Below are 18,207 nucleotides of genomic sequence, written 5' to 3'. Positions count from 1 at the left end.
CGAGAAGGCACGGCGTATGGGCCCCGGCTTTCGCCGGGGCGACGCGCTACACCCGCTGCATCGTGACCGACACCTTCGGGCCATTCTTGATGGTCTGATAGACCACGCAATAGCGCTCGGTGAGTTTCAGCAGCAGGTCGAGCTTGTCCTGCGGCGCGTCGGTGCCGACGTCGAAGCGCAGACGGATCTCGCGGAAGCCGACCGGGGCCTCCTTGTCGACGCCGAGCGTGCCGCGGAAATCGAGATCGCCCTCGGCGAACACGTTGCCGACCTTCAGCGGCACCTCGACGGCAGTCGCGACCGATTTCAGCGTGACGCCGGCGCAGGCGACCAATGCCTCAAGCAGCATGTCACCGGAGCAGAGCTCGAGCCCGGAGCCGCCGGTCGCCGGGTGCAGGCCGGCGACCGCGAGCGCGCGGCCGGTTTCGACCTTGCAGGACAGGCTTTCGTTGTCGATCGTGCCCTTGGCCTTCAACGTGATCACGGCGGCCTGGGGATCGGTCTTGTAACGCTCCTTGATCGGAGCCTGCATTGCGCGGAGTTCGGCGGAGTCCATGGTTCTGCTCCCGGCTGTTCTTCTTTATGCCGATGTAAGGCCTTATAGCGCCGATGTCACCACCACATTGCCTCGCCGGCGCTGGATTTGTCCGTGACGTCGCGCACCGAACGGTCCAGCGAGCGGTCGAGCGCGGTCAGCACGCGGCGCTTGAAGGTGTCGAACAGCTCCGATTTGCGATCGCGCGGCCGCGCCAGATTGATGGTGATCCGCTCGAACAGCCGGCCGGGCCGCGGCCGCATCACCAGCACGCGGTCGGCCAGCACGACGGCCTCGTCGACGTCATGGGTGACCAGGATCAGGGTCGGGCGCGTGTCGGCCCAGAGATCGAGCAGGTGATCCTGGAGGTCGCGCCGCGTGAAGGCATCGAGTGCCGAGAACGGCTCGTCGAGCAGCAGCACTTCGGGCTGCGGCACCAGCGCGCGGGCGATCGCGACCCGCTGCGCCTGCCCGCCGGACAATTCGCGCGGCCACGCCACGGCCTTGTCGGCAAGGCCGACGCGGGCCAGCGCCGCCGCGACCCGCTCGCGCCTCACATCAGCCGGAAGGTCGGCGAGACCGAAGCCGATATTGTCGGCGACGCTGAGCCAAGGCAGCAGCCGCGGCTCCTGGAAGATGATGCCGATCTCGGCGTGCGGCGACGTGATCACGGCATTGTCGAGCGTCACGCTGCCGGTGCTGGCGCGATCGAGGCCGGCGATGGCGCGCAGCAATGTCGACTTGCCGCAACCGGAGCCGCCGATGATCGCGACGATCTCGCCGGGCGAAATCTCGGCCGAGAAGCGCTCCAGCGCGTGAACGCCGTTCGGATAAGTCTTGCCGACATCCTTCAGCGCCAGCATCACTGCCCTCCCCGCGCGCCGAACGCATCCTGCCAGCGCAGCAGCGGCGCGGTTGCGACCTCGATCAGCCAGTCGGTCAGCTTGCCGAGGATCGCGAAGATCACGATCGCGGCGAGGATCTGCGCCGGCTTGCCGAGCTGCTGGCCATCGATCAGGAGATAGCCGAGCCCTTCGGAGGCGCCCATGAATTCGGCGGCGACCACGAACATCCAGCCGAGACCGAGGCCGACCCGGAGCGACACCACATAGGCCGGCAGCACCGCGGGCAGCAGGATGCGGCGGATCATCGCAAAGCCGGACAGCCGGAACACGCGGCCGACCTCGACCACCTTGCGATCGACCGACAGGATCGCGCCCATCACGCCGAGATAGATCGGAAAGAACACGCCGACCGCGATCAGCGCGACCTTCGAGGTCTCGAAGATGCCGAGCCACAGGATGAACAGCGGCACCCAGGCAATCGAGGGGATCGCGCGCAAGGCTTGCACGGTCGGATCGAGCAGCCGCCGGGCCAGGCCCCAGTAGCCGGAGACCGCGCCCATGACGGTGCCGGCGACGACGCCGAGCGCAAAGCCTGCGCCGACGCGCCAGAGCGTCGCCAGGATATGGCGCCACAGCTCGCCGCTTCTGGCGAGCGCCACGATGGTCTCGAACACCTTCGACGGCGGCGGCACCAGGCGGCCGTTGGAGTAGCCGAGAGCAACGATGAGTTCCCAGCCCAGCGCGAGCGCGACCGGCAGCACCAGCCCCAGCACCGGGCGCGCATAACGCGACCACCCCGCCGCCGCCGCACGCGGCGCGGCCGTCTGTTCCAGCGCGGGCAGGTCAACAGTCATAGCCATAGCAAGAACTATTCTTCCGGCGGGATTGCAAGGTGGGGGAACGGACTCCGCTCTATCCACGTCGTCCCGGCGAAGGCCGGGACCCATAACCACAGGCCGTGGCGAGAGAGAAAGCTGGAGCCACGGCCTTGTTCAACAACAAAGCCCTGTGGTTATGGGTCCCGGATCGCGCTTCGCTTGTCCGGGACGACGGAGTTAGTTTGGCGACGGCGGTTAGTTGGTCGGCAGCGGGACCTGATCGTCGATCAGGCTGTCGAGCGCCGCCTTCACGTCGGTCTTGGCGTCGATCACGCCGGCCTGCTGCAAGGCGAGGCCCGCGGCCAAAATCGACTCGCGCTGGGGAGCGCCGATCCGGCTGTGGGTCAACTCGGTGCGCTCCTTCAGCTGCTTGTCCCCCACCGCATCGGGCAGCTTGGTGACCGCGATGAAGGTCTTCTTCAGCTCGTCATAGTTCGCCAGCGAATATCTCCGCGCCTCCTCATAGGTCGCGAGGACGCGGCGGACGATGTCCGGATGCGCTTTCAGGAACTCCTCGCGCACATTGAGGATGCCCCAGGTGTTGGCGTCGGCCTTGCGGTAGAACAGCTTGGCGCCGTCCTCGACTTCCGCCTGCGCCATCATCGGGTCGAGGCCGGCCCAGGCGTCGACATCGCCGCGGATCAGTGCGGTCTTGCCGTCGGCGTGCTGCAACAGCACTGGCGTGATGTCTTTTTCGGTCAGACCGGCGCCGAGCAACGCGCGGACCAGGAAGATGTGCGGGTCGGTGCCCCGCGTCACCGCGACGCGCTTGCCCTTGAGGTCGGCGACCGACGCGATCTTGGAGTCCTTGGTGGTGACCAGCGCGGTCCATTCGGGACGCGAATAGACATAGATCGACTTGATCGGGTTGCCGTTGATCCGGGCGACCAAAGCGGCCGAGCCTGCGGTCGAGCCGAGATCGATCGAGCCGGCGTTGAGGAATTCGAGCGCCTTGTTGGAGCCGGCCGACTGCACCCAGACGATGCTGATGCCGTCCTTGGCGAACTCCTTCTCCAGCAGCCCCTTCTGCTTCAGGACCATCGACACCGGATTGTAGGTCGCCCAGTCGATCCGGATCTCCTTCAGCGCGTCGGCGGCAAGCGCTGTGCCGGGCAGCAACGCGGAGATCGCGAACAGCGTCGCGAAAGCGCGCCGGGAAAAATTCTGCATTGGTCGACCCCCTCGGGTTGATTAATAAACAGTCTTTTAATTCAATGAGTTAGCCTTGCGGTCAACGAGAAAATCTCTACCCTTTAGGCGACGGCGCGAGAACGATCTTGCTCACGGTGTCGTCAGGAGAGCATGGAGCTGCTGTCGTAATACTTTGGTCAGTGACAGCAACAGCTCCGTCCGATATCGGAAGAACGTATGGACAGCGTCGTAGCCGAAGTCCGCCCTGACGCGGATGATCGTTTCGAGACCGAGCGGATCACCGCGGCGGTCAATGCACTCGCCGAACAGCATGCCGGCCGCGAGGACCAGTTCCGCGCCGCGATGGCGCAACTGCTCAAGGCCGAGCTGATCGCCGCGCGCGCCACGGCGCAGACGCTGCTGCTGAAGGACCGCCACGGCCGCCGCTGCGCGGAACGGCTGTGCTTCGTGCAGGACGAGATCATCCGCATCCTCTACGCGGCGGCGACCCGGCATCTCTATCACTCGCCGATCCCCTCCGGCGCCGAGCGCATGGCCGTGGTCGCGACCGGCGGCTATGGCCGCGGGCTGATGGCGCCGGAATCAGACATCGATCTGTTGTTCATCCTGCCCTACAAGCAGACCGCCTGGGGCGAGCAGGTCGCCGAAGCCATCCTCTATTGCCTCTGGGACATGGGGCTGAAGGTCGGCCACGCCACGCGCTCGGTCGATGAATCGATCCGCCAGGCGCGCGGCGACATGACGATCCGCACGGCGATCCTGGAAACCAGGTTCCTAACCGGCGACCAGCCGCTCTACGACGAGCTGGTCGAACGCTTCGACAAGGAAGTGGTGCAGGGCACCGCAGCGGAATTCGTCACCGCCAAGCTTGCCGAGCGCGAGGAGCGGCATCGCCGCGCCGGCCAGTCGCGCTATCTGGTCGAGCCCAACGTCAAGGACGGCAAGGGCGGCCTGCGCGACCTGCATACGCTGTTCTGGATCGCGAAATACGTCTACCGCGTGCGCGAGACCGACGAGCTGCTGGAGCGCGGCGTGTTCGACGCGCAGGAGTACCGCACCTTCCGCCGCTGCGCCGACTTCCTGTGGTCGGTCCGATGCAATCTGCACTTCTTTGCAGGGCGCGCCGAGGAGCGGCTGTCGTTCGACATGCAGCGCGAGATCGCGGTCCGCCTCGGCTACACCTCGCATCCCGGCATGCAGGACGTCGAGCGCTTCATGAAGCACTACTTCCTGATCGCCAAGGACGTCGGCGATCTCACCGCGATCCTGTGCGCCAAGCTCGAGGAGGAGCACAACAAGCCGGCGCCGGTGCTGAGCCGGATGGTGGCGCGGCTGCGGCCCGGCGCCAAGCGGCGGCGGGTGGCCGGCAGCGACGACTTCATCGTCGACAACAACCGCATCAACCTCGCCGCCCCTGATGTGTTCAAGCACGATCCGGTCAATCTGATCCGGATCTTCCGCCTCGCGCAGCAGAACAACCTCGCCTTCCATCCCGATGCGATGCGCACGGTGACCCGCTCGCTGAAGCTGATCAACACCCAGCTCCGCGACAACGAGGAAGCCAACCGCCTGTTCATGGAGATCCTGACCTCGAACGATGCCGAGACCGTGCTGCGGCGGATGAACGAGACCGGCGTGCTCGGCCATTTCATCCGCGCCTTCGGCAAGATCGTCTCGATGATGCAGTTCAACATGTACCACCATTATACGGTGGACGAGCATCTCCTCCGCTGCATCGGCTACCTGCAGGACATCGAGCGCGGCGGCAATGAGGAGTTCACGGTCGCCAGCGACCTGTTCCGCAAGATCCGTCCCGAACATCGCCCGGTGATCTATATCGCAACCCTGCTGCACGACATCGCCAAGGGCCGACCGGAAGATCATTCGATCGCCGGCGCCAAGGTGGCGCGGCGGCTGTGCCCGCGGCTCGGCTTCTCGGCCGCCGATACCGAACTGGTGGCGTGGCTGATCGAGGAACATCTGACGATGTCGACAGTGGCGCAATCGCGCGATCTGTCGGACCGCAAGACCATCGAGAATTTCGCCGCCGTGGTGCAGTCCGTCGAGCAGATGAAGCTGCTCACGATCCTGACCACCGCCGACATCCGCGGCGTCGGCCCGGGCGTGTGGAACGGCTGGAAGGCGCAGCTCCTGCGCACACTGTATTACGAGACCGAGCCGGTGCTGACCGGCGGCTTCTCGGAGGTCAACCGCGCCCAGCGCATCGCGGTGGCGCAGGCCGAATTCCGCCGCGCCTTCACCGAATGGCCGGAGGTCGAGCTCAACGCCTATATCGGCCGGCACTATCCGGCCTACTGGCTCAAGGTCGAGCTGCAACGCAAGATCCGCCAGGCCCGCTTCATCCGCGCCAGCGAGCAGGCCGGCCACAAGCTCGCGATCAATGTCGGCTTCGACGAGGTCCGCGCCGTCACCGAGCTCACGATTCTCGCGACCGACCATCCCTGGCTGCTGTCGATCATCGCGGGCGCCTGCGCCTCGGCCGGCGCCAACATCGTCGACGCGCAGATCTACACCACGACCGACGGCCGCGCGCTCGACACCATCTCGATCTCGCGCGAGTACGACCGCGACGATGATGAAGGCCGCCGCGCGACGCGGATCGGCGAGATGATCGAGCAGGTGCTGGAAGGCAAGCTCAGGCTACCCGAGGCGGTGGCCAAGCGCGCGGTGCGCAGCAAGGCACGGCCGTTCATCGTCGAGCCCGAAGTGACCATCAACAACCAATGGTCCGACCGCTACACCGTGATCGAGGTCTCCGGTCTCGACCGCCCCGGCCTGCTCTACCAGCTGACCACCGCGATCTCGAAACTCAATCTCAACATCGCCTCGGCGCATGTCGCGACCTTCGGCGAGCGCGCCCGCGACGTGTTCTATGTCACCGACCTGCTCGGCGCCCAGATCACCGCGCCGACCCGGCAGGCCGCGATCAAGAGCGCGCTGCTGCATCTGTTGTCGAGCGAGGACCAGGCGGCGAAGCCGGCGGCGTAACGGCCGACTCCCCCTCTATCCGTCATTCCGGGGCAGCCCGCAGGGCTGAACCCGGAATCCATCAGACCTCACGTTCTGCGATGAAATGGATTCCGGGCTCTCGCTTCGCGAGCCCTCAGATGCGCAATTGCGCATCGGGGAATGACAACCGAGAAACTGAGCCCGGAATCCATCAGGGCCGGGGCTAGACGGGGAGTGGATTCCGGGCTCTCACGGAGGCTGTTGTCGGACCCGTTTTGCGCGACCCAGGCGTGAGCAGCCAGCGCGTCGGTCCCGGCAGCCTGCCGGACTTGGATCCAGAGCGGGCTACGATCCTGGATCCGGCACGTTCAATTGCGACTGCAGCGTCGCGAGGCTCGCCCCCAGCAAGGCCAGGTAGCTCGCCTGACAGAGCACAGCGCCCAAATCGAAGACGTCGAGCAGATCGATCCAGGGGTTGCCGGCCGGCACGCTCGCGGCTTGCCTGCCGCCATCGATAACGAAGGGCTGGAAGCTGCGGTTACGCCTCTGAGGCGTGGTCTCGCGCCCGACATCGTCGGAACAGAGGATCAGATGCAGGCGCGTGTTGGGCATTTCAATCTCCCGTCTCGGATTGACGATTGCTGAACCCCGGAGGCCTCTACTGTCATCGAGTTACCCAATAAGCGTAGCCGCCGGGAGGAAACCGGCCATTGAACGGAAGTTGATCCAGCCGTTACATTCGGATGGGGACGACATACTTTGGTTTAGCCGCAACCTGGGCCTGCGTTGGTCCGACGATTGCGCTTTCCGCGCGATCTCACGCGATGCGTGTGGATCGCCAAAAATCGCCCCCACGATCCGGTTCGGACGTCGAGAAAGCTGCTAATGTGCAGTTTGTAAGGAGGGCGACGTTGTCGCCGCTGATGATAGCGGTCACCTAGCGACGCAGCGCGGCCCATGATGGCCAAGTGCTGGTGCTGCCGATGATGCGCATCCCGACCACGAGGTCCTGGTCGGCCGAGCAATGGCTGCTCGGCGGCATGGTGTTGGCTTTGGCCGCAACCTGCATTGGGCTGCTGCTTGGTCCGCAGCCTGCCGCTTCCGCCCATCTGATCGCGCTGGCGCTGTTGATCGCCTCGCTTGCCGCCGCATTGCTGATGATGGGGGTGGTCGGCCGCACCCACAGGCAGATGGAAGCCATGTTGCGCGGCCGGGTCAGCGGCGAAGAGCGCGCGGTCGAGGCTCTGCGCAACAGCGAAGCGCAATGGCGGGAGGTGTTCGAGCACAACCCGGTCATGTACTTCATGGTCGACGCAACGGGTCTCGTGCTGTCGGTCAACACGTTCGGCGCGGCGCAACTCGGCTACACCGTCGACGATTTGCTCGGGCAATCCGTGCTGCGGGTCTTTGCCGCCGAAGACCATCAGGCGGTGCAGCGCAACGTCGCGGCGTGCCTCGACAACATCGGCCAGACCCACAATTGGGAGATCCGGAAGGTCCGCAAGGACGGCTCAGGACTTTGGGTTCGTGAAAATGCCAAGGCCGTGCGGCGGCAGGACGATCGATTGATCGTGCTGATCGCATGCGAGGATATCACCGAGCGCAAACAGGCCGAAAATGCGCTGCTGCAGAGTGAAATGTACCTGAGCGAAGCCCAGCGATTGAGCCACACCGGCAGCTTTGGCTGGCACGTCGCCAGCGGTGAGGTGATCTGGTCGGAAGAGACGTTCAGGATCTTCGGATTCGACAGGGCGCCTTCCATCAAGCATGCCACGGTTCTTCAACGCATCCATCCGGATGATCGCACCCGCGTGCAACGGACCATCGACCGCGTCTCGCTCGACGGCAAGGACTTCGAGCACGGCTACCGGTTGCAGATGCCGGACGGCGCGATCAAATATGTTCACGCCAGGGCGCATGCGGTGACCACCCCCTCGGGCGACACCGAATTCATCGGAGCGGTCACCGACGTAACCGCCCGCAAGCGTGCCGAGGCAGAATTGCATGAAGCGCAGACCAACCTCGCGCACGTCACGCGCGTGACGGCACTCGGCGAGCTCGCCGCATCGATCGCCCATGAAGTGAACCAGCCGCTTGCCGCCGTGGTCGCCAACGCCGCGGCATGCCTGCGCTGGCTCAACCGTGCGGCTCCCGATCTGAATGAAGCGCGCGGGGCGGTGAGGTCGATCATCAGCGACGGCAACCGGGCGGGCGAGGTCATCCAGCGCGTCCGCGCGCTGGTGAACAAGACAACCGGTCAGATGGCGCCGCTCGACATCAATGAAGCCATCAACCAGGTGATCGGCCTGGTGCAGCACGAGCTGCAGAGCCACCTTGTATCCCTGCAGCTCGACCTCGCTCCCGCGCTCCCGCCGGTTGTCGCCGACCGCGTCCAGCTGCAGCAGGTCATCCTCAACCTCGTCGTCAACGGCATCGAGGCCATGCAGCCGGTCACGGACAGGCCACGGGAACTCGTGATCCGGACCCGCCAGGACGATGCCGGGCAGATCCTGGTCACGGTCACCGACTGTGGCGTCGGGGTTGCGACAGAGCATGCCGAGCGGCTGTTTGACGCCTTCTACACCACCAAAGCCAGCGGCATGGGAATGGGGCTGTCGATCTGTCGCTCGATCGTCGAAGCCCACCGAGGGCGCCTGTCCATGTCCAGAAATATCGGCCCCGGCACGACGTTCCAGTTCACCCTGCCGCTGCGTCAAGAGGATCATGCATGGTGATTGGACACGCGGCATCGTCTCCCGCTCTCGCGAACACCGAGCCGATCGTGTTCGTCGTCGACGACGACGCGTCCGTGCGAGACTCGCTGAACAATCTTCTCCGGTCGGTCGGCCTGCGCACCGCCGCGTTCGGGTCGGCCCATGAATTTCTGCAGCACAAGCTCCCCGATGTTCCGAGCTGCCTGATCCTGGACATCAGGCTGCCGCGGCTGAGCGGTCTCGACTTCCAGGCGGAGCTGGCCAAGGCCGACATTCATATTCCGATCATCTTCATGACCGGCCATGGCGATATCCCGATGACGGTCAGAGCCATGAAGGCCGGCGCTGTCGACTTCCTGACCAAGCCGTTCCGCGATCAGGACATGCTGGATGCCGTCACGACTGCGATCGAACGCGACAGAACGCGCCGCAATGAGGCCAGGGCGCTCGCGAACCTGCGCTCAGCCTTCGCGACCCTGACCCCGCGTGAGCGCCAGATCATGAGCCTTGTCACCGCGGGGCTGATGAACAAGCAGGTCGCCGCCGAAATCGGCGTCGCCGAGATCACGGTCAAGATACACCGCGGGCACATCATGCGAAAAATGGCGGCGAAGTCGTTGCCTGATCTGGTCAGGATGGCGCAGATCCTCGGGGTCAAGCAGGCGTCCGGCGGCGCGCAAACCTAAGTATGATTCTCCGGCCGCGGCCGACGACGCACTGTGGCGCCGTGAGAGCAGACACCAGAGGCCCCTCTGGCCGTTCCAGGAAACCCTTCTTGTCCAACCCGGTGATATCAATCGTTGACGATGACATGTCGGTCCGCACCGCAACCGACAATCTGGTCAGGTCGCTGGGCTACGCGGTCCAGACCTACGCATCGGCCGAAGAATTCCTGCATTCGCCGCAGCTGGACGACACCTCCTGCGTGATCGCCGATGTCAGGATGCCGGCCATGAGCGGGCTCGACCTGCAGGCCCGCCTGATTGCCGACGGACGGCGCGTTCCGTTCATCTTCATCACGGCCTTCTCTGTCGAAACCGATCGGGCCCGCGCCATGGAGGCGGGAGCGATCTGCTTTCTGATCAAGCCGTTCGACGGAGATGCGCTGGTCAAATGCCTCGATGCCGCGCTCGCAAGGCAGGGCACAACGACGAGCGCGTGAGTTCAAGTCGAATATACGCAAGGATGATGCCGGGAAACATCTGGACAAGTTGCGCATCGACGGTGGCAGCGCAAGATTTCGGGGCGCCGTCCTTCAAGAAGACCGGCGGCAACGACAGCATCAGACATTCTTGATTGGCCAATGGCAGTTCCTTGGAGGGAAGTCGCCATGCGTAAGGAACCGCGCTGCGCCCAGTGTGACAGTGAAGATGCCAAGATCATCTGCCTGCGCAATCCGGCGGGTGAACGCTACTGCGGACGGCTCTGTCTTCACAAGGGTCAGGAGGACTTCATTCGCTGGCTTTGGCGAGCGAATGCGGAGGCAGCATCATGACGGGCCGTTGCGGGAATCCAGGTTGCCGGCGGCCGTTCGGGCTGATCCGGCATAGCTGGTACTTCGAGCAGTTCTGCTCGACGAAGTGCCGCGAGATCTACAGGCGGCAGTTGGAGCGCAACAAGGTCTACTGGAAGTGGCTCTATCCCCTCCCGAGAACCGGTGGCCCATCGAAAAAGCTGATCTGACGCGCTCAAGGAGATCCGATGACGACGGTCGATGCGATGCTGGTAGGAGCGATCCTCGCGTGGGTACCTTCGCTGATTGTATTCCTCTACATCGTGCGTGATCTGCGAAACATGCCGCGCGAGGATCTCGATTGATCGTCTCGCTGCGGCTGAGTTCGGCCGCTACACCTCAACGCCCTCGTGGCGCAGCAGCCAGCGCTTGCGCTCCAGTCCACCGCCATATTTGACCAGCGAGCCGTTGGCGCCGATCAGGCGGTGACAGGGCACGACGACGCTGATCGGGTTGGAGCCGTTGGCGTGGCCGACCGCGCGCATCGCGTTCGGCACTTTCAGTCTTGCCGCCAGCGCGCCGTAGCTCATCGTGGTGCCCGGCGGAATCTTCGGCAACGCGTGCCAGACCTTCTGCTGGAACGGCGTGCCGGCGACGCGCCATTCGACATCCGCAAGCCGATCGAGATCGCCGTTGAAGTAATCGCCGAGCGCCTTGCGCATCGCAGCCGGTGCGCGGCCGTCCCTCAGCGTCACGGCGCCATAGTGCAGCCGCAGCAGGTCGAGCATGCGCCCTTCATAGTCGTCCCAGTCGAGCGCGCGCAGCACGCCATCGTCGTCGGTCACCAGCAGCGCGGTGCCGATCGGCGTCTTGAGGCGGTCGATGTTGAAGGTCTGTGCGGTCTTGCGGTCGGCCATATCAGTACTCTGGAAAGTCATCGCCCTGGAAACAGGTCGCTCGGCATACAATTCACCGTGCGCGTGCTAGCGTCCACCCGAATTCCGGCTGGAGCGTTTTCGAGCGAAAGCCTGTCCCGGACTTGATTCGGGATTGACACCGGTCGCGTGAAGAAAGCGCGTCAAAACAAGAATCTTGAGCTTTGGTTCTGATTCAATCAGAACCAAAGCTCTTGGGGGACCGAGTATGCTTTGGATAGCCAATTTTCTGGTCACGGTGGTGGCTGCGATGCACATCTACTTCCTCGTGCTCGAGATGTTTCTCTGGACCAAGCCGCTCGGGCTGAAGACCTTCCGCAACTCGATCGAGAAGGCCAATGATTCGGCCGTGCTTGCCGCCAATCAGGGGCTCTATAACGGCTTCCTCGCCGCCGGACTGATCTGGGGCCTGGTGCACGGCAATGCTGCCTTTGCGTTCCAGATCAAGACATTCTTCCTGCTCTGTGTGATCGTCGCCGGTGCCTATGGCGCCGCCACCGTCAGCCGCCGCATTCTTTATGTGCAGGCGGCGCCCGCGGCGCTCGCACTGATCCTGCTCTGGCTCGCTTAAAGCGCGGGCTCCGCTTCACCTCGCCCCGTTTGCGGGGAGAGGTCGGATCGCATCGTTAGATGCGATCCGGGTGAGGGGGTACAGGTACGTCCACTGACATCGCAGGTGGAGAGAGCCCCTCACCCCAACCCTCTCCCCGTAAGAACGGGGAGAGGGAGAAGACGTACGCTGACGCGACATCGCGCGCAGGGCCATCGCCTTGCAATGCCCTCACCGTTCCTCCATCATCCCGTTCAACGGTGACATCCGCCGGCTTGACGCTTGCGGACAAGATCACCGGCAACATGGGAGGTCACGGACATGAGGAGCGTGCAATTGCTCGCTGCGACAGCGCTTGCCATCGCGTTGTCGGTTACATCGGCCACCGCGCAGAAGAAATACGACGTCGGCGCGACCGACACCGAGATCAAGATCGGCCAGACCGTGCCGTTCTCGGGCCCCGCATCCGCCTATGCCGGTATCGGCAAGACCCAGGCGGCCTACCTCAAGATGATCAACGATCAGGGTGGCATCAACGGCCGCAAGCTGAACCTGATCCAGTATGACGATGCCTATTCGCCGCCGAAAGCGGTCGAGCAGGTGCGCAAGCTGGTCGAAGGCGACGAGGTGCTGTTCACCTTCCAGATCATCGGCACGCCCTCAAATGCCGCCGTACAGAAATATCTGAATGCCAGGAAGGTGCCGCAGCTGCTGGCCTCCACCGGCGCCTCGCGCTTCTCCGATCCGCAGAACGCGCCGTGGACGATCGCCTTCAACCCGAACTACCAGTCCGAAGGACGCATCTACGCCAAATACATCCTGGCCAATCACCCCAACGCCAAGATCGGCATCTTCTACCAGAACGACGATCTCGGCCGCGACTACATCACCGGCCTGAAGAGCGGGCTCGGCGACAAGGCCGCGAGCATGATCGTCGCCGAGGTGTCCTACGAGCTGACCGACCCGACCGTCGATTCCCAGATCGTCAAGTTGAAGGCCGCCGGCGTCGACCTGCTCTATAACGCGTCGACGCCGAAATTCGCAGCTCAGGCGATCCGCAAGGTCGCGGACCTCGACTGGCACCCGGTGCACATCCTCGACATCAATGCGAGCCCAGTGTCGGCGACGCTGAAGCCGGCCGGCCTCGACATCTCCAAGGGCATCATCTCGACCAATTACGGCAAGGATCCCGCCGATCCGCAGTGGAAGGACGATCCCGGCGTGAAGGCCTACTTCGCCTTCATGGACAAGTATTACCCGGAGGGCGACAAGCTCAACACCGTCAACACCTACGGCTATTCGACGGCCGAGCTTTTGATCCAGGTGCTCAAGCAGTGCGGCGACGACCTCACCCGCGAGAACCTGATGAAGCAGGTGACCAGCCTGAAGAAGTTCGTGCCGAGCCTCGCGCTGCCGGGCATGTCGATCACGACCGGACCGAACGACTATCGCATCAACAAGCAGATGCAGATGATGAAGTTCAACGGCGAGCGCTGGGAGCTGTTCGGCCCGATCATCGAGGACACCGGACCGGCGGGCTAGCGGCTCGCAGCCATCTCCGGCCACGAAAGCCGGCGCAGCGCATCCCCGCTGCGCCGTTCCTTTTTGCGCCGCCCCCTACGTTGGTTGACTGAAATCGCTCACCTTTTCGGCATCCGTCGCCTTGCATCGCAGCAACGGTTCCTCCAGTATCCCGGCCCAGCGATGGCGACCGCGGGACCTTGAACCCGCGGACAAGATCATCGGCCAACCATCAGTCACGTGAGGGAAACAGCATTATGAGGAATGGGATTTTCCACCTGGTCACGGCAACGGCGCTCGCGATCGCGCTGTCTGCAACGTCGGCCTCCGCGCAGAAGAAGTACGATCCCGGCGCGAGCGATACCGAGATCAAGATCGGCCAGACCGTCCCCTTCTCCGGACCGGCTTCCGCCTATGCCTCGATCGGCAAGACCCAGGCGGCCTATTTCAAGATGATCAACGATCAGGGCGGCATCAACGGCCGCAAGATCAACCTGATCCAGTATGACGACGCCTATTCGCCGCCCAAGGCCGTCGAGCAGGTGCGCAAGCTCGTCGAGAGCGACGAGGTGCTGTTGACCTTCCAGATCGTCGGCACGCCGTCGAACGCCGCCGTGCAGAAATATCTCAACGCCAAGAAGGTGCCGCAGCTGTTCGCGGCCACCGGCGCCTCGAAGTTCACCGATCCGAAGAACTTCCCGTGGACGCTCGGCTTCAATCCGAACTACTTCGTCGAAGGCCGCATCTACGGCCAGTACATCCTGAAGGAGCATCCGAACGCCAAGATCGGCGTGCTCTATCAGAACGACGACCTCGGCAAGGATTATCTGAACGGCATCAAGGCCGGCCTCGGCGACAAGGCGGCCAAGATGATTGTGGCCGAAGCCTCCTACGAGGTCTCCGACCCGACCATCGATTCCCAGGTGATCAAGATCAAGGACGCCGGCGCCGACCTGTTCTTCTCGGCCTCGACGCCGAAGCAGGCAGCGCAGGCGATCAAGAAGATCGCCGAGCTCGGCTGGCATCCGGTCCACATCGTCGACATCAACGCCACCTCGGTCGGCGCCGTGCTGCAGCCGGCGGGTCTGGAGGCCTCCAAGGGCCTGATCTCGACCAACTACGGCAAGGATCCCGCCGACCCGCAGTGGAAGGACGATCCGGGCATGAAGCGCTATTTCGACTTCATGGCCAAGTACTATCCCGACGGTGACAAGAACTCGAACTTCAACACCTACGGCTACTCCACCGCCCAGCTGATGGTGCATGTGCTGAAGCAGTGCGGCGACGAGCTGACGCGCGAGAACGTGCTGAAGCAGGCCACCAACCTGAAGAACGTCGACCTCGACATGGCGCTGCCCGGCATCAAGGGCAACACCACGCCGAACGACTATCGCGTCAACAAGCAGCTGCAGATGATGAAGTTCAACGGCGAACGCTGGGAGCTGTTCGGCCCGATCCTCGAGGACGCCGGCCCGGCGGGCTAGCGGCTCTTGCGGATTTGAAATGCAATCGGCGGCCTGCGGGCCGCCGATTTTGTTTTGGGGCTTCGCCCTATCACCATCATTGCGAGGAGCGATAGCGACGAAGCAATCCATCGCTCCGCAAGCCGAGACATGAATTGCTTCGCTTCGCTCGCAATGACGTGGATGGAACAGTGCACTCCGTCACCCTGAGGAGGCCGCAACGCGGCCGTCTCGAAGGGTCGACGGCCCGGCTGTGGCCGTGCACCCTTCGAGACGCGCTGCGCGCTCCTCAGGGTGACGGTGATAGAGATTCGTCTCGCGCTAACGCGACCTCACTTCGGTATCTCACCAAAATTCTTCCCGACCGGCAGCACCGCGTGCCGGATCAGCCGCGAATCCTCGACGCCGGCCTGGCGGTGCTTCACCGCCTCGCGATAGACGGGATCGCGGATCATTTCGACGAAGGCGGCGACGCTTGGATACTCCGCAATGAAGCAGTGATCCCAGCGCTCCTCCTGCGGACCGATCAGCATCAGCTCGAAGCGGCCCTGCCAGACGATGCGGCCGCCGAGCCGTTCGAACACCGGCCCGCTCTCGCGGCCGTAGGCGGCATAGGCCTCCGCACCGGTCGCCTTGCGGCCGTCGGGATAGGCGGCCCATTCGCGCAAGCGCACCAGATTGAGCATGTGGATCGGGCCCGGCCGGTTGTTGTCCCGGAATTGCGCAAACACGTCCTTCGTCGGATCGATATGGCCCATGCGGCGCTCCTTTGTTTTGTTGTTCCGACTATATCTAGCACGCGCCGCCTCACCTCCTAATCCCCCGTTAAGCTTTGCGTAACCGCCCCTTAAACCGGGAACGCTAGCGTGCGCCCCTGTCAGGGTGTGAGCGTTGCGGATGGCGTGGGGACGTAAAAAAGGCGGTGCGCGCAAGGAGCCGCTGTTCGGGCTTCCGGCTGCGCTTGCCGACCTCCGCCTGTCACCCTCCGATCGCGTTCCAGGCGGCGGCGACGACAAACCCGCCAAATCCAAACCCAAAAGCAGCGATTCCGGCAGCGAGAAACCGCGCCCGTCGCGCAGCGGCAGCAAGCGGCGGAGCAAATCGCGCGGCTTCGGCATCGGCCGCCTGTTCTATTGGACCGCGGTGCTCGGCCTGTGGGCGGGCATTGCGGTGATCGGTGTCGTGGTGTGGGTCGGCGCGCATCTGCCGCCAATCCAGTCCCTGGAAATTCCCAAGCGTCCGCCGACGATCCAGATCGTCGGCATGGACGGCAGCGTACTGGCGCAGCGCGGCGAAATGGCCGGCGCCAACATCGCGTTGAAGGACCTGCCGCCCTTTCTGCCGAAGGCGTTCATCGCCATTGAGGACCACCGCTTCTATTCGCATTTCGGTGTCGACCCGGTCGGCATTTTACGCGCAGCCGTCACCAACGTACTGCATCGGGGTGTGTCGCAGGGCGGCTCGACCTTGACGCAGCAGCTCGCCAAGAACCTGTTCCTGACCCAGGAGCGCACCATGCAGCGCAAGCTGCAGGAGGCCGAGCTCGCGCTGTGGCTGGAACGCAAGCATTCCAAGGACGAGATCCTCGAGCTCTATCTCAACCGCGTCTATTTCGGTTCCGGCGCCTACGGCGTCGAGGCCGCCGCACAGCGCTATTTCGGCAAGTCGGCGAAGAACGTCACCTTGCCGGAAGCCGCGATGCTCGCGGGCCTCGTCAAGTCGCCGTCGCGGCTGGCGCCAAACCGCAACCCCGAGGGCGCCGAGCAGCGCGCGCAGGTCGTGCTCGCGGCGATGGCCGATGCCAAGTTCATCACCGAAGCGCAGGCAAAGGCCTCGATCGGGCAGCCCTCGATTGCCGTGAAGCCGGCCGGCGCCGGCACCGTGAACTATGTCGCCGATTGGATCGGCGAAGTGCTCGACGATCTGGTCGGCCAGATCGACCAGGACATCGTGGTGCAGACCACGATCGATCCGAAGCTGCAGAACGTCGCCGAAGCCGCCGTCATCGACGAGCTCGCCGCCAAGAGCGTGAAGTTCAATGTCAGCCAGGGCGCGCTGGTGGCGATGACGCCCGACGGCGCGGTGCGCGCCATGGTCGGCGGCCGGAACTATGCCGAGAGCCAGTATAATCGCGCCGTCACCGCGAAACGGCAGCCGGGCTCGTCGTTCAAGCCGTTCGTCTATCTTACCGCAGTCGAATCCGGGCTGACGCCGGACACCATCCGCACCGACGCGCCGCTCGATATCAAGGGCTGGAAGCCGGAGAACTACACCCACGAATATTTCGGCTCGGTGACATTGACCCAGGCGCTGGCGATGTCGCTGAACACGGTGGCGGTGCGGCTCGGCGTCGAGGTCGGCGCCAAGAACGTGGTGCGCACCGCGCACCGGCTCGGCATCTCCTCCAAGTTGGAGCCCAACGTCTCGATCGCGCTCGGCACCTCGGAAGTGTCCGTGCTCGAGCTGGTCGGCGCCTATGCGCCGTTCGCCAATGGCGGCTACGCCGTGTCGCCGCATGTGGTGACCAAGATCAAGACCAGCTCCGGCAAGCTGCTCTATGACCGCCCGACGGATCCGCCCAACCAGGTGATCGAGCCGCGCTATGATGCGATGATGAACGCCATGATGCGCGAGACGCTGATCTCGGGCACCGCGCGCAAGGCGGAAATCCCCGGCTGGACCGCCGCCGGCAAGACCGGCACCAGCCAGGATTATCGCGACGCCTGGTTCATCGGCTACACCGCCAAGCTCGTCACCGGCGTCTGGCTCGGCAATGACGACAATTCGCCGACCAAGAAGGCAACCGGTGGCGGACTGCCGGTGGAAGTGTGGACCCGCTTCATGAAGGCCGCGCATCAGGGCGTGCCGGTCGCAGCGATCCCGAACTCGCAAGGTAGTTGGGCGCCGGCGAACCTAATGCAGATCTCGTCGCAGATATCAGCGCCTTCAGCACCGGCGGCACCGCTGCAGATTCAACCGCCGATGCAGACGCCGCCGCCCGCGCCGGTCCCGTCCGGCGGCGGCTATTATCGCCAGCCACCGCCGACGCCGGCCCGCGCCTCGGCGCCACCAAACCCGAACGCGCGGCCGGAGGCTGCGGCAGGGCTGGATGGCTGGTTGGCGGATCGGTTGTTTCGGTAGGCGTTAGGCCGAAGGTCGCCCCGCAACCCCAACTGTCATCCCCCGCGAAT

At 64.2% G+C, this 18,207-nt stretch carries 17 protein-coding genes; 9 read left to right on the top strand and 8 right to left on the bottom strand.

The annotated features are described in order from the left end of the window. Positions 1-46: 46 nt before the first annotated feature. The 4 genes from BraRD5C2_RS23485 to BraRD5C2_RS23470 all read right to left on the bottom strand — a co-directional run bounded on the left by BraRD5C2_RS23485 (position 47) and on the right by BraRD5C2_RS23470 (position 3,428). Positions 47-556 carry an OsmC family protein gene (locus BraRD5C2_RS23485; RefSeq protein ID WP_100951020.1) on the bottom strand — a complete coding sequence of 170 codons (510 nt, stop codon included), beginning with the start codon at positions 554-556 and terminating at the stop codon, positions 47-49. 56 nt (positions 557-612) lie between these two features. Beyond that, entirely contained in the window at positions 613-1,398 is a 786-nt protein-coding gene (locus tag BraRD5C2_RS23480; RefSeq protein WP_223971935.1) for an ABC transporter ATP-binding protein, read from the bottom strand. Then, the gene (locus BraRD5C2_RS23475; protein ID WP_223972546.1) at positions 1,398-2,234 is read right to left on the bottom strand and encodes an ABC transporter permease; all 837 of its coding nucleotides are present in this window, start codon (positions 2,232-2,234) and stop codon (positions 1,398-1,400) included. The genes BraRD5C2_RS23480 and BraRD5C2_RS23475 overlap by 1 nt, the downstream gene beginning before the upstream one ends. 219 nt (positions 2,235-2,453) lie before the next feature. Continuing rightward, a complete protein-coding gene (locus BraRD5C2_RS23470; RefSeq protein WP_223971933.1) occupies positions 2,454-3,428 on the bottom strand; it encodes an aliphatic sulfonate ABC transporter substrate-binding protein in 975 nt (324 codons plus the stop codon). A gap of 198 nt (positions 3,429-3,626) precedes the next feature. Between BraRD5C2_RS23470 and BraRD5C2_RS23465 the strand changes: the two genes are divergently transcribed. After that, positions 3,627-6,419, top strand: coding sequence for a [protein-PII] uridylyltransferase (locus BraRD5C2_RS23465; RefSeq protein WP_223971931.1), 2,793 nt, complete (start codon positions 3,627-3,629; stop codon positions 6,417-6,419). Between the two features lie 306 nt (positions 6,420-6,725). On the opposite strand, the gene BraRD5C2_RS23460 is transcribed toward BraRD5C2_RS23465, so the two are convergent. Then, entirely contained in the window at positions 6,726-6,992 is a 267-nt protein-coding gene (locus BraRD5C2_RS23460; protein ID WP_223971929.1) for a hypothetical protein, read from the bottom strand. A 325-nt stretch (positions 6,993-7,317) separates the two neighbouring features. After that, positions 7,318-7,449, bottom strand: a complete 132-nt coding sequence (locus BraRD5C2_RS39425) for a hypothetical protein (protein ID WP_263009986.1) — start codon at positions 7,447-7,449, stop codon at positions 7,318-7,320. A 58-nt stretch (positions 7,450-7,507) separates the two neighbouring features. On the opposite strand from BraRD5C2_RS39425, the gene BraRD5C2_RS23455 reads away from it, so the two are divergent. From BraRD5C2_RS23455 to BraRD5C2_RS23440, 4 genes are all read left to right on the top strand, one after another. Continuing rightward, positions 7,508-9,115, top strand: a complete 1,608-nt coding sequence (locus BraRD5C2_RS23455; protein ID WP_223971927.1) for a PAS domain-containing sensor histidine kinase — start codon at positions 7,508-7,510, stop codon at positions 9,113-9,115. Then, a complete protein-coding gene (locus BraRD5C2_RS23450; protein WP_223971924.1) occupies positions 9,109-9,780 on the top strand; it encodes a response regulator transcription factor in 672 nt (223 codons plus the stop codon). The genes BraRD5C2_RS23455 and BraRD5C2_RS23450 overlap by 7 nt, the downstream gene beginning before the upstream one ends. Positions 9,781-9,821: 41 nt before the next feature. Continuing rightward, complete coding sequence (locus BraRD5C2_RS23445) at positions 9,822-10,256, top strand: response regulator transcription factor (RefSeq protein WP_374708037.1); 435 nt, start codon at positions 9,822-9,824, stop codon at positions 10,254-10,256. Between the two features lie 329 nt (positions 10,257-10,585). Then, positions 10,586-10,777, top strand: a complete 192-nt coding sequence (locus BraRD5C2_RS23440) for a hypothetical protein (RefSeq protein WP_223971921.1) — start codon at positions 10,586-10,588, stop codon at positions 10,775-10,777. Positions 10,778-10,939: 162 nt separating this feature from the next. On the opposite strand, the gene BraRD5C2_RS23435 is transcribed toward BraRD5C2_RS23440, so the two are convergent. After that, positions 10,940-11,464: a methylated-DNA--[protein]-cysteine S-methyltransferase gene (locus BraRD5C2_RS23435; RefSeq protein ID WP_223971918.1), complete on the bottom strand. Its 525-nt coding sequence runs from the start codon at positions 11,462-11,464 to the stop codon at positions 10,940-10,942. A 226-nt stretch (positions 11,465-11,690) separates the two neighbouring features. Between BraRD5C2_RS23435 and BraRD5C2_RS23430 the strand changes: the two genes are divergently transcribed. The 3 genes from BraRD5C2_RS23430 (at position 11,691) to BraRD5C2_RS23420 (ending at position 15,037) form a co-directional block, all read left to right on the top strand. Beyond that, entirely contained in the window at positions 11,691-12,053 is a 363-nt protein-coding gene (locus BraRD5C2_RS23430; RefSeq protein WP_223971915.1) for a DUF1304 domain-containing protein, read from the top strand. A 300-nt stretch (positions 12,054-12,353) separates the two neighbouring features. After that, positions 12,354-13,574: an ABC transporter substrate-binding protein gene (locus tag BraRD5C2_RS23425; RefSeq protein WP_092120343.1), complete on the top strand. Its 1,221-nt coding sequence runs from the start codon at positions 12,354-12,356 to the stop codon at positions 13,572-13,574. Between the two features lie 236 nt (positions 13,575-13,810). Beyond that, a complete protein-coding gene (locus BraRD5C2_RS23420; RefSeq protein ID WP_207834440.1) occupies positions 13,811-15,037 on the top strand; it encodes an ABC transporter substrate-binding protein in 1,227 nt (408 codons plus the stop codon). Positions 15,038-15,348: 311 nt separating this feature from the next. Here the strand turns inward: BraRD5C2_RS23420 and BraRD5C2_RS23415 are convergent, their stop codons facing one another. Next, a complete protein-coding gene (locus BraRD5C2_RS23415; protein ID WP_223971912.1) occupies positions 15,349-15,774 on the bottom strand; it encodes a DUF1330 domain-containing protein in 426 nt (141 codons plus the stop codon). 139 nt (positions 15,775-15,913) lie between these two features. Between BraRD5C2_RS23415 and BraRD5C2_RS23410 the strand changes: the two genes are divergently transcribed. After that, positions 15,914-18,157, top strand: coding sequence for a transglycosylase domain-containing protein (locus BraRD5C2_RS23410; protein WP_223971909.1), 2,244 nt, complete (start codon positions 15,914-15,916; stop codon positions 18,155-18,157). The last annotated feature ends 50 nt before the right edge of the window (positions 18,158-18,207 follow it).

This window comes from Bradyrhizobium sp. RD5-C2 (assembly GCF_019972155.1).
In the GTDB taxonomy this organism is placed as follows: domain Bacteria; phylum Pseudomonadota; class Alphaproteobacteria; order Rhizobiales; family Xanthobacteraceae; genus Bradyrhizobium.
The sequence above is the reverse complement of the archived record's forward strand: the minus strand, read 5'-3'. Positions and strand labels throughout refer to the sequence as shown.